The sequence below is a fragment of the Vibrio sp. THAF190c genome, from assembly GCF_009363355.1.
Taxonomy (GTDB): domain Bacteria; phylum Pseudomonadota; class Gammaproteobacteria; order Enterobacterales; family Vibrionaceae; genus Vibrio; species Vibrio fortis_A.
The window spans coordinates 1,602,077-1,616,951 of the sequence record NZ_CP045339.1; the positions used below are offsets into that span (position 1 = coordinate 1,602,077).

Here is a 14,875-nt window from a genome sequence, read left to right on the forward strand (position 1 = left end):
GAGAGATAACGTCATAAGATTGAATTGATCTTAGTCAGCACTCCTCTTTTATTGATCCAAATCAATACCCGCGTTTGGTGGTTCTCGTTAAATACGCCACAATATCTAGTGTTAGTTAAACGATAAATCGCTCTATATAGTGTGTTTGTGGATAAGTCTGTGAATACCTAGAGAGTAAGGAGAAGTGGTGAAATCAATCGTAATCAAGCGTGATGGCTCAAGAGCTCCATTCAGCAGAGATCGCATCCAAGCTGCAGTGGAAGCAGCATCAGAAAAGTCAGATAAGGAAATTGCCATTTATGCTTTGAATGTGGCATTGGCTGTGGAATTAAAGCTCGAAGAGTACGATGAAGTTCATATCTCTGAAATTCAAACCATGGTTGAGAATGAGCTTATGCAGGGGCCTTATAAGTCTCTTGCTCGTGCGTACATTGAATACCGCCACGACCGCGATATTGCGCGTGAGAAGCAAAGTGCTTTGACACGCGAAATCGAAGGTCTGATTGAAGAGAGCAACGTTGACCTAATCAACGAAAATGCCAACAAAGACGGTAAAGTGATTCCAACACAGCGTGATCTTCTTGCTGGTATCGTGGCTAAACACTATGCGAAAACACACATTTTGCCACGCGATATCGTTCAAGCACACGAAAGCGGCGACATTCATTATCACGATCTAGATTACGCACCATTCTTTCCGATGTTTAACTGCATGCTGATCGACTTAAAAGGCATGTTAACTCATGGCTTTAAGATGGGTAATGCTGAGATTGATACGCCGAAATCAATCTCAACCGCGACAGCTGTAACAGCCCAGATTATTGCGCAAGTGGCGAGTCACATTTACGGCGGCACGACGATCAACCGTATCGACGAAGTACTAGAACCTTATGTAATGGCGAGCTACGAGAAGCACCTTCAACTTGCGAAAGAGTGGGATATTCATAACCCTGAAGCCTTTGCTATCGCTCGCACTGAGAAAGAGTGTTACGACGCATTCCAATCGCTAGAGTACGAAGTAAACACGCTACATACGGCGAATGGCCAAACACCATTTGTGACGTTTGGTTTTGGTTTAGGCGAAAGCTGGGGATCGAAATTAATCCAACAATCGATCTTGAAAAACCGCATCGCTGGCCTTGGTAAGAACCGTAAAACAGCGGTATTCCCAAAACTGGTTTTTGCAATCAAAGATGGCCTAAACCACAAGTCAGATGATCCGAATTACGATATCAAACAGCTAGCGCTTGAGTGTGCTTCTAAGCGCATGTACCCAGATATCCTTAACTACGACAAAGTTGTAGAAGTGACAGGTTCATTTAAAACACCGATGGGCTGTCGTAGCTTCCTAAATACTTACGAAGAAAACGGTGAGCTTATCCATGAAGGCCGTAACAACTTAGGTGTTGTGAGCCTTAACCTGCCACGTATTGCTATCAATGCGAAAGGCGACATGAGTAAGTTCTATGCGTTGCTAGACGAGAAGTTAAAACTGGCTCGTCGTGCGCTAGAGACTCGAATCAGCCGTCTTGAGAACGTGAAAGCTCGCGTAGCTCCAATTCTGTACATGGAAGGGGCGTGTGGCGTTCGTCTGAAAGCTGACGATTCGATTGCAGATATCTTTAAGAACGGCCGTGCTTCGGTGTCTCTTGGCTATATCGGTATTCATGAAGCGATGACTGCGTTGTTTGGTACAGAAACGCACCTTTACGATGACACAGAAATGCGCAACAAGGCACTTGAGCTTGTGCAATACATGAAACGCGAAGTGGAAACTTGGACCAAAGAGACAGGGTATGCGTTTAGCCTATACGGCACGCCAAGTGAAAACTTATGTAGTCGCTTCTGCAGCATCGATACTAAAGAGTTTGGTGTAATTGAAGGTGTAACGGATCGTGGTTACTACACCAACAGCTTCCACCTAGATGTTCAGAAGAAGGTTAACCCTTACGATAAGATCGATTTTGAGATGCCTTACCCAGAGATCTCAAGTGGTGGTTTTATCTGCTACGGCGAATTCCCTAATATGCAGAAGAACATTGAAGCGCTTGAAAACGTATGGGACTACAGTTACTCACGTGTGCCTTACTACGGTACAAATACACCTATTGATGAGTGTTACGAGTGTGGTTATAACGGTGAGTTCGATTGTACGAGCAAAGGCTTTACTTGTCCTAAATGCGGTAACCATGACTCAACTAAAGTGTCAGTAACACGCCGCGTGTGTGGTTACCTTGGCAGCCCAGATGCTCGACCATTCAACTTTGGTAAGCAGGAAGAAGTGAAGCGTCGCGTTAAGCACCTGTAACTCACTAGAACTTCTCACCTGTTAAGCGAAGACTCCCTCTGATGTTAGAGGGAGTTTAGTCGTTTGAAGCAAGCGCTCTAATCCTAAATATCGGCAACTCTATGAATTATCATCAATATCATCCAATCGACGTCGTAAATGGTCCCGGTACACGCTGTACACTGTTTGTGTCTGGTTGCGTTCATCAGTGTCGTGGCTGTTATAATCAGTCAACACAGCGCTTAGACTCTGGTCACCTGTTCACTCAGGAGCTTGAGGATCACATTATTGCCGATCTTAACGATGAGCGAATCAAGCGTCGTGGGCTTTCTCTGTCTGGTGGGGATCCTTTGCATCCAGCGAATGTGGCTGATGTCTTGAAACTGGTTAAGCGCGTTAAAAGTGAATGCCAAAACAAAGATATTTGGATGTGGACGGGTTATGAGTTAGATGAACTCGACGAAAAGCAGAAAGAGGTGTTGAGCTATATTGATACCTTAATTGATGGCCGTTTTGAGCAAGATAAAGCCGATCCGATGTTGGATTGGCGTGGTAGTTCTAACCAAATAATTCATCGTTTCACTGACATTTAATCTTTTCTCGCTTAATCGAAGAAATAAGGGCTTATCCGCAGCTTAAACTGCAAATGAAGCCCTTAGGTGTGAGTTCTTTAGTTATTCCCGCGACTACATTGTCGTTCTTGGTTGTTCTTCGATGAGATTGTTAATCCATTTCTTTGATTGAATGCGTTGGCTTGTGAGTGCGATTTTGACCAACTCTTCAAGTAAAACAATCAACATCACCCATTCTAACGGCCAGCCTAAAACCAGTGCTGTGTAGTAGGCGAGTGGTATACCAATCGCCCATTGTCCAAACAGGTCGATAAAGATACTGTAGTTAATATCGCCACCGCTTTTCAGTACGCCTCCAATACCAACCATATTGAACACTCGTAGAATCATACCCAGTGCAATCACCAAAGTGACGTTTACCGCAGTCTCTTTTAACTCTAGGTGTGTTAACTGTACTAGGTAAACAATCACTGGTTTTGCGATAAAGCAGAGTAGTGCAAGGACTATTGCAAGCCCGCAACTGACTAATACATAACCCCAAGCCGTGTTCTCAACTCTTTGATAGTTCTGTGCGCCTATTTCGTTACCTAGAACGATAGAAGCTGCAACGGCAAATCCCATAAAGGCAGAGATCAATATGCTTTCGACAGGTGACAGTAGTGAAATGATAGCCAGTTCACCGACGCCCATTTGGCCCACTATGACGTTGTAAATCAGCAAGCCACCAGCCCATGCTGTATCGTGGATGAGCATTGGCATAGCAATAGTTAGGTACTTTTTCCTATGTTTAACAACTATGGCATCTCGCCAGTTGCTGAGTGTTGGAAAAAGATGGGCGTAATGTTCTTTCGCCAAAACAAGTAGTGCGACAGTCTGAACGAACCTCGACGCAGTGGTACCGACAGCGGCGCCAACTACGCCCAGTTCTGGGAAACCGAATAAGCCGAAAATAAGAAGCGCATTGAGCATAGCGTTGACCAAGATGGCAAAGATGCTGATCTTAGTGGGTAGCTTGGCTTCGCCAACGGATCGAAGGGCACTTTCTAATGGTACGACGATAGCGGTGCCGATAAGGCTGGCTCCTGTTATCCAAAGGTAGTCCGTTGCCTGTTGAACGTAATCAGGATCTGAGGCCACAACAGATACTACTGATTCAGGAGCCAATAAATAAACCGCAACAAATGGCACTATAGCGATGATGGATAACGCCCATGATTGAGCCAGCGTACGACGAATGCCATTAAAATCACCTCCACCAAAATATTGCGAAGCTAGCACGCTTACAGCCCCGCTAATTCCAGACACCATAATTAGGTTGAAGAAAAAGATTCTATTGCCCACACCAACTGCGGCTGTTGCTGCATCACCTAATTGGTTAACCATAAAAATATCGATAACGCCGAGTAACGAAAACATCATGGTTTGAAGTGAGACAGGCAAACCGATTTGTATTAGCTTTTGCCAAAATTCTTTGTCTAAATGACGATATGTAGAGCGCATCGCAATTCCTTGCTATTTGATATGCAAGAAGTTTATCTAGGTTTTATTTGGCTGTATTTTCTGTATTCATCATTAACTTTTGTCAAACTCTCCATTTGGTATGGATAGCGCAAGCATGGGATTAGGTCAGTCAATGAGCGAAAAACAAGAACGCTATGAAATATCTGATACCACCCACCAAGAGTTTGTCGACCAAAGCCACGTATTGGCGTTTGAGCAGCTTGGGATTGTTCAGTGCGGTACAGCCTCCTGCAGAGATTTCTTTTCTGTTTATCGCAAGAATCAACAAAAGCACATGTTGTTGTTTACTGTACGTGGCAAAGGGTGGCTAGAGAGTGGGGCGTGTCGTTACATTCTAGAGCCCAGTTCATGTATTACCGTACCTGCTGGCGTTGAAAATGGTTTTGGGATTGAGGAAGAGACTTGGCAGATAGCATGGATTTTCCTGTCCCCAGATAAGCGGTGGTCAAATATTGATAATGATATTTTATACACTTTGACGCCAGCAGCAGACGTCGTCGCTTCTTGCATACATACCTTGCTTCGAAGTATTTCACTTCCCATTGATCTTGGTGGGGCAGTCGCTATTCACAGCGTTGCTCAAATCGAAGCTCTGATTAATGCGCCGATTCCACAGCAATTGGATAGAAACGCAATCCGTTTAGAGCGAGTTTTCGACACAGCTCAAAAGCAACTGCACAAAGAGTGGAATGTTCAGGAATTATCGAACTTGTTTCCATGCTCTGAACCACATTTTCATAGGTTGTGCCAGCGTTACTATTCCCATAGTCCTATGACTCATCTCATGCGTATGAGGATGGAATATGCAGCACGACTACTTCGCTCAAGTGATTGGTCAATACAACATATCGGTGAGATAGTGGGTTATCCAAATGCAGCAAACTTCAGTACACGCTTCAAGGCATGGTCTGGCATGACGCCAAGGCAATTCAAACAGAGCGCACCATAGCTACATTGCTAAGTGCAATGATTAGGGCAGCTCAAGAACAAGTAAACAGCATTCAATTCATCAACGAAATCGGTCGATAAATCGACGGTTATCAGATTACTTATGCTAACTAAGCGCTTCTAATAAAAAATGTTTCTGATTTGACTATGATAATGTTAACGTAAAACTCATTACTTGAATTTCAAAGGGTTGTGACTTTCATGTTTTCACATCTACCAAAACCAACTTTAGATCCAATTCTCTCTCTTTCTGTGGCTTACCGTGGCGATGAACGTCCAAACAAAGTCGACCTCGGCATTGGTGTTTACCGCAACAACCAAGGTGAGACGCCAATCATGAAGGCCGTTTCAATGGCACAAGATATTGTCGTTGAAAATCAGAAAACCAAAGCTTACGTTGGCCTAGCGGGTTGCGAAGAGTTTAACCAAAGTATGATCGACCTGTTGTTGAAAGGAACTTCAGCAATGGATCGTGTTGCCGCTATTCAAACGCCAGGTGCGAGTGGTGCTCTGCGCATGCTGGGTGATCTTATGAAAGTCGCGCAGCCAGATACAACGGTTTGGATCTCTAATCCAAGTTACGTGAATCACCAACCTGTGATGGAAGCGGCAGGACTCAAAGTTAAGCACTACTCTTACTTTAGCCCTGAAACAAAACAGGTTGATACGGCAAGAATGCTCGAAGAGCTTTCACAAGCGGGTCCTAATGATGTTGTGCTACTGCATGGCTGTTGTCATAACCCAACGGGTGCTGACATCGACTTTGCTGCATGGCAGGAAATCACCGCGCTATCACAGAAGAATGGCTTCTTACCGTTTGTTGATATTGCTTACCAAGGTTTTGGTGATGGCCTTGAAGAAGATGCGAAAGGTCTTCAATTCATGGCAGACAATGTTGAAGAGATGCTAATCACAACGTCGTGCTCGAAAAACTTCGGTTTGTACCGTGAAAGAACGGGCGCTGCAATCGTCGTTGGTAAAAATAGCCAAGAAGTAGGTAACGCGAAAGGTAAACTTCTTACCCTCGCTCGCTCTACTTACACTATGCCGCCAGACCACGGTGCCGCACTTGTGAAAACAATTCTTCAAAATCAAGAGTTAACACGCATTTGGAAGCAAGAATTAAGTGAGATGCAGGGCCGTTTGTTAAATCTTCGCCAAACATTATGCAATGAATTGCGAAATACTTATAACACGTCACACTTTGACTTCATTGAAAGCCATAAAGGTATGTTTACTGTACTAGGCTTTAAAGAAGCTCAAATGAATCAATTACGTGAAGAGTATGGCATTTATGGTGTTGGTGACGGTCGCATCAATATCGCAGGTCTTTCAGAGTCGCATATTCCTTACGTAGCTAACGCAATCGCTAATGTATCAAAATAAAATGGTGACTGAATGTACAATTGGAAAGCAATTATAACCCTGATGTTAAGTGGTGGCCTTGTTGCTTGTTCTACGACGAGTCAAGCTCCTGTCGAGCCAGAGCAGAAACCACAAATCGAGCAACCTGTTGTTGACGATTCAAGTAAAGCGGATGAAAAAGACGGGGAGTCTTCTAAAGATCCCGTAACTGAACCTGAAAAAGAGCCAGAAAAAGTCGAGAAACCTGCTGAGCCAGAAAAGAAACCAGTGCCGCCTAAAAAACCAGAGAAAGTAACGAAAACCTCTGATGGTAAGTTAATTCTTGGGGAAGAAGAGTGGGTTTATGTTCCTGGTCTAGAAGAGTCGTTTAAAGCACGCGTTGATACAGGTGCAACAACATCTTCCATCAGTGCCACTGATATCATTCCTTTCGAGCGAGACGGCAAAGACTGGGTTAAGTTCAAAGTTGAACACGATGGCATTAAGAGTCAAGAAGTGAGCTTACCGGTTGAGCGCTGGGTTAAGATTAAACAGTCAAGTGCTGAAGGCACACAACGTCGTGCTGTGATTGTCGCTAATATCCAAATTGGTGATCTTAAAGATAAAACGGAATTCACATTGGCTGACCGTACTCATCTAACTTACCCATTGCTATTGGGTCGTAGCTTCTTTAGAGACGTAGCGGTGGTAGACGTAAGTAAGAAATACGTTCAAGACAAAGTCAAAAAGTAATCATTAGTCACTAAACTTTGTTGAAGATTGGTACAAATAAAAATCCCGATAAGCGTATAACTTATCGGGATTTTTTTATTTATTCGTGTAGTGGTTTAATACTTAAACAGCTGCACTTGAGTGTTGAGCTGCTGCGCAATGCCACGCAACTCTTCTGACAGATGGCGTGAGTTGTCTGCCTCTGTCGACATTTTGTCAGATACGTCGTTCACAAGTTGGATATTCTTACTCACTTCACCTGTTACTGTGCGCTGCTCTGATGCTGCATTAGATATGTGCGATGCCATGTCGGAGATCTGTTGAATTGACGCCGCGATTTGCTCTAGTGCTTCTGTAGCATTGTTCGCGTCATCAACGCTTGATTGCGCTAAATTTTGGCTGCGCTCCATAGATTCTACCGCAGAGACACTGTTTTTCTGCAGCGTTTCAATCATTTCGCGAATTTCATCAGTCGAGCTGTGAGTACGTTGCGAAAGGACGCGGACCTCATCTGCAACGACAGCAAATCCGCGGCCTTGTTCACCTGCACGAGCTGCTTCGATGGCGGCATTAAGAGCAAGTAGGTTAGTTTGCTCTGCAATGTCTGAAATCGTAGAGAGAATCGCATTGATATCTAGTGCGTTCTTTTCTAGCTCTTGGATAATCCCAGATGCATTCTCTACTTGTTCAGCTAAGCTCGTGATTGACTCTTGGTTACGGATGATTACACGTTTTCCTTGCTCGCAGTTTTCTGTCGAGCTTATGGCTGAATCCGCGGTCATCTGAGCATTGTTCGCCACTTCTTCTGCTGTTGCCGACATTTCGTGCACTGCAGTCGCTATTTGTGAGATTTCGTGAAGCTGGACCGTTAAACCATCGCTAGTCTGGCGAGCAACATTGGTACTCACTTCTGATTGTTCATTAAGCTGGCTTGATGAGTGAGCAATATCACGAACAATTTCTTGAAGCTTGGCAATAAAGGCATTTACGTGCAAAGCCAATGTCCCAATTTCATCTTTACTGTTCACAGAAATACGCTGCGTAAGATCACCGTTGCCTTTCGACAGCGCTTCCATAGCTGTACTAAGTGTTGTGAGAGGCGCGAGTGCTTTCTTGATCACAAACATAGCAACGAAGGCAATGACGACTAACTGCAACATGCCAAAGATTGCCGATTGACGCAGTAGCGATCGATAAGACGCAAAAGATTTGGTTTTATCGATAACGATAGTGAAATACCAATCAGTGTGAGGGACTTTTTGTGCAGATAGGAATGATTCTGAATCGCCGATGACCATTTCCTCAAACTCTGAGCGACTCGCGATCGACTTGATCTTCTGTGCAGAGAGGTTGTTGGAGATATTGGATACAGATTTCAGCGTCAATGAACGGTCTTTATGAGCAACAATTTTGCCGGAGCCATCAACTAGAAACGCATAAACACCTGGTTGCTCGACGTTAACGATGTCATTAACAAGTGCGGTGAGATTCAAATCTGCACCAATAACGCCTGAATAACCATTGGTACTAAAAGGGGAGGCAATGGTAACAACCAGCTCATTGGTAGCAACGTCCAAGTACGGTTCTGTCACGACGGTACGACCTTGAGCCATTGGATCTTTGTACCAATCTCTGGTGCGAGGGTCGTAGCCTTCTGGTACAGGGAGATCAACACCCTGTAAAAAGCGGCCATCAGAAAGGCCGGCGTAGGCGATTTGGAAGCGTCCAGCGTTAGTACTTTGTGTAAAGTAGCTCTCTGGTGAACTTGTGTATTTGAAGGCGTCTTTCGCAGCATTAACTACGTTAATTCGGCCTTCAATCCACTTTTCAATGCCCGATACATTAGAAGTCGTTAATGTATTTGAGTATTGTTGAACTGAACGGTACGTCTCATTCAACAGCTGCTTACCTGTGACGTAAGTCTGAATCATCGTCATTGCGAAAATGATGACAACAAATATCAGAGTCAGTTTGTTTTTTATCGATATGCTGTTACCACCCATTACGGTACTCCATCTCTCAGCAAAATTTGTGAGAGATTAGCAGTACGCCATGTTGCGGTAAAGTGATTTTATCGTTTAGTCGTTAAATATTTATATCGCTTATGCTTCTCGTGATTTTTAGTGATAAAAATCTAAATAAATTAATGAGTTAAACAATATAAAATCAAGAGTAACTTAGAAACCAAATCGCGCTGACATCAGCACTTGGTGGCCATAAGTACCGTTGTTACGCATATCAACACCGACAGACAGTTGTTCTGTTGAGTGGAAACGCGCACCAAAGCCTACGATAGAGTTAGTCCCATCATTATCGATAAGCTGACCGAGGCGAGCATTAACTTCGATGTTTGCCATTAACCATGCTTTCACACCAACGTTAACTTCGGTTTTAAAGCTGTTATCATCATTGCGTTCGATATTGTGCAGTAGCATTTGACCGTAAATGTCAGCAAACTGACCAATCGGGCCGTTGAAGCCAATACCACCTGCTGCATCCCAGTCACTTTCAAAGCCGGTATCCACACGGCCGATGAAGTGTGCGTTTTGGGTAAATAACGTTGTGAATTCGCCACCAAATGTACTTGGGCTCGCACCCATTCGGATTTCAAAAGTGTTGTAGTTGAAATTGTTCGCCGAAGCGGCAAATGAACACAGCGTGGTTAATCCGATCAGTAGCGTTTTTTTTGCGTAACCCTGCATGGTGACTCCAATTTTTTGTATTTAGGGCAGTATATACAAAAAAGCCTGCAATATGCAGGCCATTTTAATTAGTGTCGATCGAGATTATAGAATTTGGATATGGTCAACTTCGATCTCTGGAGTTTTGCCACCTTCGTATTCACCAAAGATACGTACTTGTGTTTCAGCGGTCAGTGGTTGAGCTAGCTTGATATCGTCATCTAACTCGATTTGAATTTCACTTTGGCCGTCAGAGAAGATGAACTTGTCGTTGCGAACCTGGCGAACGATCTTACCATCTACAATAGCTTCTTGTTCGGAGAACATGCTTGTGTTTTCAAGTAGTGTCGCAATAGTCGTTGATTCTACTGGGCCTGTGTAAGCGATACCGCTGTTGTTGTCTTTATGACCATCAGCTAGAGCGATAGCTGGAGTAAGGATAACTGATGCTGCGATTGCTAGGACTGCTTTTTTCATAATAAATACCTCATTGGTTATGTTTGGTTGAAACGTTTTGTTTCGATGAGGCTATTAAACAACACTGGGGTTGAATTCAGCGTGAGTAACGTATTCATTTTCCATTCATTTTCATGAGCATCTTATTATCAATAACGCTACTATAGAGACAAAAGCGCGATTGTTTGCGTCTAAGAATGAAGGAAATCAGTTTTCATGTTGACACCACTTAAGGCCCTTATGGTTCAGGGCACGACATCGGATGCCGGAAAAAGTGTATTGGTGGCAGGTTTATGCCGCGTATTGGCTCGACGCGGCGTTAAGGTCGCCCCATTCAAGCCACAGAATATGGCACTAAACAGTGCGGTGACCGAAGACGGTGGTGAAATTGGCAGAGCACAAGCTGTTCAAGCTCAAGCCTGTAACGTAAAGCCGACGGTTCACATGAACCCAGTACTCCTTAAACCGAATTCAGATACAGGTGCGCAGGTTATTTTACAAGGTCGTGCATTAACCAACATGGAAGCGACTGGTTATCACGATTATAAGAAAGTCGCCATGGATACCGTGATTGATTCATTCGATCGTCTTCAGGCTGACTATGAGAGCGTTATGATTGAGGGGGCGGGCAGTCCAGCCGAAATCAACCTTCGTGAAAATGATATCGCTAACATGGGTTTTGCTGAGAAGGCAGACGTTCCGGTGATTATCATTGCAGATATTGATAGAGGCGGTGTTTTTGCTCATCTATACGGTACTTTGGCGTTATTGTCAGAATCTGAGCAACAGCGTGTCGTTGGTTTTGTGATTAACCGTTTTCGAGGTGACATTAAACTATTAGAGTCTGGTTTAGATTGGTTAGAACAGAAAACAGGCAAGCCTGTGATTGGTGTCTTGCCTTATCTGCATGGCTTTAACCTAGAAGCTGAAGATGCGATCACCACAGCGCAAGAATCGAATGGTAATGCGAAGTTAAAAGTTGTGGTGCCTGTATTTACCCGAATTAGTAATCACACAGATTTTGATACCTTGCGTCTAAACCCTGACATCGATCTGCGTTATGTTGGGAAAGGTGAACGCTTAGATCAAGCAGATCTCATTATCTTACCTGGCACTAAATCGGTTCGAGCCGACCTAGACTACATGCGTGAACAAGGTTGGGACAAAGATCTTCAGCGTCACCTGCGTCTTGGCGGTAAGGTCGTTGGGATTTGCGGCGGTTATCAAATGCTAGGCAAGTCGATTGACGACCCTGACGGTGTGGAAGGTCAACCGGGCTCTTCTACTGGTTTAGGCTTGTTAGAAACAACGACGGTTTTGACGCAACAGAAGACACTGACTAATGTAAGTGGGAAGTTGACCCTGAATGGAAGCGCATCCGACGTAAAAGGTTATGAGATTCATGTTGGTAAGACTCAAGTCAAAGAAAAGGACATACCGATACAGTTAGACTCTGGTGCTATTGATGGAGCAGTTAATAGCGAAAACACGATCTTTGGAACTTATCTTCATGGCCTGTTTGATAACAGTGAAGCCCTAGCTTCGATTTGTGAGTGGGCTGGCGCGAGCGCTGTTGCTACGGTTGACCACCATGCTCTTAAAGAAGAAGGTATCGATCGGATCGCAGACGCCATCGAAGAGTACATGAAGCTAGATTTGTTGTGGCCTGAACTGAATACCATCAAAAGATAGAATTAATCAATAATCACGTGAAAGAGAGTGTGATGCAAAAACGATTGCTGACGGCAGCATTAGCTATTTTAGCTTTTCAAGTATCTGCGCAAGACTCCATTAAAGTCTACGCAGCGTCTTCAATGACCAACGTCGTCAATGAACTGATCTCTGAATTCGAAAAGAACAACGATATTGATGTTACACCTGTGTATGCGAGTACATCATCACTAGTTCGCCAGATAGAGCGAGGTGCACCTGCAGACATGTTCATCGCGGCGAATGAAAAATGGATGACACACTTAGTCGATAGGGGGTATGTTTCAGGTGACAATGTCACTAACTGGGCTGGCAATGAACTGGTTTTGATCTCATCGGAATCAGACAAAACCGACTATTCTCAGTTTAGACTTGACGATGCAACCACATGGCAGGCTACGCTACAGGGTGAACGACTAGCTGTTGGCAACACTATGTCGGTACCCGCTGGTATCTATGCGAAAGAGTCTCTAGAGGCATTGAAGGTATGGCAGAGCGTTCGTACTCGCCTTGCTCCGAGCAATAATGTACGCATGGCATTGGCATTGGTTGAAAGACAAGAAGCGATACTTGGTATCGTATATAAAACCGATGCTATGCTTTCTAAGGATGTTTCAATAGTCGATACGTTTCCTGCGTCATCACACACTCCAATACGTTACCCTGTAGCGAAATTGAACGGTAGTGAATCGACGCAAGCCTTTTATACCTTTATGCAGGGCGGATTTTCTAAGTCAGTCCTCGAGCGCTACGGTTTTAATACGCATTAATGTTTTATTTATCGGATTACGAATATCAAGCTCTGTTGTTAAGCCTTAAGGTCGCGGGCTTTGCTATTTTGTGGTTGGTACCTATTGGTATCGGCATTGCTTGGCTATTGGCGAAAAAACAGTTCATCGGTAAAGGCTTGGTGGAGAGCCTTGTGCATCTTCCTTTGGTTTTGCCTCCAGTTGTCATCGGTTATCTACTACTGGTCATGATGGGTAGGCAGGGCCTTATTGGCTCGTGGCTTAATGATGTGTTTGGGGTGGTGTTTAGTTTCAGTTGGAAGGGAGCATCGCTTGCGTGCATCGTTGTGGCACTGCCGTTGATGGTGCGTTCTATCCGCTTAAGCTTAGAAACTGTAGACAGTAAATTGGAAGAAGCGGCTGCGACATTGGGTGCACCTCCAATTAAGGTTTTCTTTACGATAACCCTGCCATTAATGGTTCCGGGTATTATCACTGGCACTATGTTGTCGTTCGCTCGTAGTTTAGGAGAGTTTGGAGCGACAATCAGCTTTGTATCAAACATTCCAGGTGAAACTCAGACGATTCCTTTAGCTATGTACACGTTTATTGAGACTCCGGGTGCAGAGATGGAGGCTGCGCGCCTATGTGCTATCTCTATAGCAATTGCGCTTGGTTCTCTTATGCTATCTGAGTGGCTCAATCGAAAAACAGTAAATAAGTTAGGGGGGAATCAATGAGCGAATTGATACTCAAATATCAGCAGAAGCTCGGTGAAACTGAGTTTGATGTTGATCTGACCTTACCTAGCCAAGGCATTACCGCGATATTTGGTCGTTCTGGTGCGGGAAAAACCTCTTTGATTAACGCCATTAGCGGGCTTAAGAACCCTGACCGCGGTCAGATTAAGGTTTCCGGCAAAACCTTATTCGATAGCGCGAGAGGGATCGATTTGCCAGTTCACAAGCGCCAAGTGGGCTACGTTTTTCAAGAGTCTCGTCTTTTTCCGCACATGAAAGTGTCGAGTAATTTGAAATATGGCGTTAAGACGCCTGACCAGAAACATTTTGATCAAGTCGTCGGTCTTTTATCTCTAGAAGCTTTACTTGATCGATATCCGGCAAAGTTATCGGGTGGTGAGAAGCAGCGAGTCGCGATAGGGCGAGCTCTGTTGTCTAAACCAAGTATTCTATTAATGGATGAACCATTAGCCTCGTTAGATTTACCGCGAAAACGGGAAGTGATGCCGTTTTTAGAAAACCTTTCGGAAAGCGTAAAAATCCCTATTGTTTATGTTACTCACAGCCTTAACGAGATTCTTAGGCTATCTAACTACCTAGTAATCTTAGACCAAGGCAAGGTGCTATCTGCGGGGCAAACAGAACAAGTATGGGCGTCCAGAGCGATGAGGCCATGGCAATCATTTTCCGAGCAAAGTTCTCTGTTTGAGGCGAAAATTGTTGATCACAACGACGACTATGCGCTGTCTAAGCTTGCGCTAGGTGATACTACGTCGCTTTGGGTTCAGCAGGTTGATAACCCAATTGACGCCTCAGTAAGGCTGCAGATTCGCGCTAACGATGTTTCACTGTCGCTTCAGCAGCCACAGAGCACGTCGATACGTAATATCTTGCCAGCAATTATTCGTAGAGTAGAGACACAACAACACGGACACAACAAACAGAGTGTTGCGGTCGAGCTTGAATTGGAATCGGGTTGCTATTTGTGGGCAACCATCACTTTGTGGGCATTGGATGAGTTGAGTTTAACGATAGGGCAACGCGTGTTTGCACAGATTAAAGGTGTGAGTGTCGCTCAGCGTGACATTGCAGTGACTCACTAGCTAGTGTTTATCGAAAATGTAAGTGTTGTTTGTAAATGGATGGAATAGTCACG

13 protein-coding genes are annotated in these 14,875 nt (G+C 44.3%); 9 read left to right on the forward strand and 4 right to left on the reverse strand.

Annotated elements, in window-relative coordinates:
- Positions 1–187: 187 nt before the first annotated feature.
- Positions 188–2,308: an anaerobic ribonucleoside-triphosphate reductase gene (gene nrdD, locus FIV04_RS22125; RefSeq protein ID WP_150896382.1), complete on the forward strand. Its 2,121-nt coding sequence runs from the start codon at positions 188–190 to the stop codon at positions 2,306–2,308.
- Between the two features lie 101 nt (positions 2,309–2,409).
- Positions 2,410–2,880 (forward strand): anaerobic ribonucleoside-triphosphate reductase-activating protein, encoded by a 471-nt coding sequence (nrdG, locus tag FIV04_RS22130; RefSeq protein ID WP_032552507.1) that lies wholly within the window; start codon positions 2,410–2,412, stop codon positions 2,878–2,880.
- Positions 2,881–2,973: 93 nt separating this feature from the next.
- Here the strand turns inward: nrdG and FIV04_RS22135 are convergent, their stop codons facing one another.
- Positions 2,974–4,359, reverse strand: coding sequence for an MATE family efflux transporter (locus tag FIV04_RS22135; protein ID WP_152470568.1), 1,386 nt, complete (start codon positions 4,357–4,359; stop codon positions 2,974–2,976).
- Between the two features lie 133 nt (positions 4,360–4,492).
- On the opposite strand from FIV04_RS22135, the gene FIV04_RS22140 reads away from it, so the two are divergent.
- The 3 genes from FIV04_RS22140 to FIV04_RS22150 all read left to right on the forward strand — a co-directional run bounded on the left by FIV04_RS22140 (position 4,493) and on the right by FIV04_RS22150 (position 7,425).
- On the forward strand, positions 4,493–5,329 hold the full coding sequence (locus FIV04_RS22140; protein WP_152470569.1) for an AraC family transcriptional regulator: 837 nt from the start codon (positions 4,493–4,495) through the stop codon (positions 5,327–5,329).
- Positions 5,330–5,529: 200 nt separating this feature from the next.
- Positions 5,530–6,714 (forward strand): amino acid aminotransferase, encoded by a 1,185-nt coding sequence (locus FIV04_RS22145; RefSeq protein WP_032552509.1) that lies wholly within the window; start codon positions 5,530–5,532, stop codon positions 6,712–6,714.
- 12 nt (positions 6,715–6,726) lie between these two features.
- The gene (locus tag FIV04_RS22150; RefSeq protein ID WP_152470570.1) at positions 6,727–7,425 is read left to right on the forward strand and encodes an ATP-dependent zinc protease; all 699 of its coding nucleotides are present in this window, start codon (positions 6,727–6,729) and stop codon (positions 7,423–7,425) included.
- A 95-nt stretch (positions 7,426–7,520) separates the two neighbouring features.
- On the opposite strand, the gene FIV04_RS22155 is transcribed toward FIV04_RS22150, so the two are convergent.
- The 3 genes from FIV04_RS22155 to FIV04_RS22165 form a co-directional block, all read right to left on the reverse strand.
- Positions 7,521–9,407 carry a methyl-accepting chemotaxis protein gene (locus FIV04_RS22155; protein WP_152470571.1) on the reverse strand — a complete coding sequence of 629 codons (1,887 nt, stop codon included), beginning with the start codon at positions 9,405–9,407 and terminating at the stop codon, positions 7,521–7,523.
- A 174-nt stretch (positions 9,408–9,581) separates the two neighbouring features.
- A complete protein-coding gene (locus tag FIV04_RS22160) occupies positions 9,582–10,106 on the reverse strand; it encodes a hypothetical protein (RefSeq protein ID WP_032552512.1) in 525 nt (174 codons plus the stop codon).
- Between the two features lie 84 nt (positions 10,107–10,190).
- The gene (locus FIV04_RS22165; protein ID WP_150869558.1) at positions 10,191–10,562 is read right to left on the reverse strand and encodes a YgiW/YdeI family stress tolerance OB fold protein; all 372 of its coding nucleotides are present in this window, start codon (positions 10,560–10,562) and stop codon (positions 10,191–10,193) included.
- Between the two features lie 195 nt (positions 10,563–10,757).
- On the opposite strand from FIV04_RS22165, the gene FIV04_RS22170 reads away from it, so the two are divergent.
- Genes FIV04_RS22170 through modC form a run of 4 tightly spaced genes read left to right on the forward strand, consistent with a single transcriptional unit; the run spans position 10,758 to position 14,822 of the window.
- Entirely contained in the window at positions 10,758–12,233 is a 1,476-nt protein-coding gene (locus FIV04_RS22170; protein ID WP_152470572.1) for a cobyric acid synthase, read from the forward strand.
- A 32-nt stretch (positions 12,234–12,265) separates the two neighbouring features.
- A complete protein-coding gene (gene modA, locus FIV04_RS22175; protein WP_152470573.1) occupies positions 12,266–13,021 on the forward strand; it encodes a molybdate ABC transporter substrate-binding protein in 756 nt (251 codons plus the stop codon).
- On the forward strand, positions 13,021–13,719 hold the full coding sequence (gene modB, locus FIV04_RS22180; RefSeq protein ID WP_152470574.1) for a molybdate ABC transporter permease subunit: 699 nt from the start codon (positions 13,021–13,023) through the stop codon (positions 13,717–13,719). The genes modA and modB overlap by 1 nt, the downstream gene beginning before the upstream one ends.
- A complete protein-coding gene (gene modC / locus FIV04_RS22185) occupies positions 13,716–14,822 on the forward strand; it encodes a molybdenum ABC transporter ATP-binding protein ModC (RefSeq protein ID WP_152470575.1) in 1,107 nt (368 codons plus the stop codon). The genes modB and modC overlap by 4 nt, the downstream gene beginning before the upstream one ends.
- Positions 14,823–14,875: the final 53 nt, after the last annotated feature.

Coding starts and splice junctions, on each gene's coding strand:
- FIV04_RS22165 (WP_150869558.1), bottom strand. CDS start 10,562: ATGAAAAAAGCAGTCCTAGCAATCGCAGCATCAGTTATCCTTACTCCA.
- modC (WP_152470575.1), top strand. CDS start 13,716: ATGAGCGAATTGATACTCAAATATCAGCAGAAGCTCGGTGAAACTGAG.
- nrdG (WP_032552507.1), top strand. CDS start 2,410: ATGAATTATCATCAATATCATCCAATCGACGTCGTAAATGGTCCCGGT.
- modA (WP_152470573.1), top strand. CDS start 12,266: ATGCAAAAACGATTGCTGACGGCAGCATTAGCTATTTTAGCTTTTCAA.
- FIV04_RS22145 (WP_032552509.1), top strand. CDS start 5,530: ATGTTTTCACATCTACCAAAACCAACTTTAGATCCAATTCTCTCTCTT.
- FIV04_RS22150 (WP_152470570.1), top strand. CDS start 6,727: ATGTACAATTGGAAAGCAATTATAACCCTGATGTTAAGTGGTGGCCTT.
- FIV04_RS22170 (WP_152470572.1), top strand. CDS start 10,758: ATGTTGACACCACTTAAGGCCCTTATGGTTCAGGGCACGACATCGGAT.
- FIV04_RS22135 (WP_152470568.1), bottom strand. CDS start 4,359: ATGCGCTCTACATATCGTCATTTAGACAAAGAATTTTGGCAAAAGCTA.
- FIV04_RS22140 (WP_152470569.1), top strand. CDS start 4,493: ATGAGCGAAAAACAAGAACGCTATGAAATATCTGATACCACCCACCAA.
- FIV04_RS22160 (WP_032552512.1), bottom strand. CDS start 10,106: ATGCAGGGTTACGCAAAAAAAACGCTACTGATCGGATTAACCACGCTG.
- FIV04_RS22155 (WP_152470571.1), bottom strand. CDS start 9,407: ATGGGTGGTAACAGCATATCGATAAAAAACAAACTGACTCTGATATTT.
- modB (WP_152470574.1), top strand. CDS start 13,021: ATGTTTTATTTATCGGATTACGAATATCAAGCTCTGTTGTTAAGCCTT.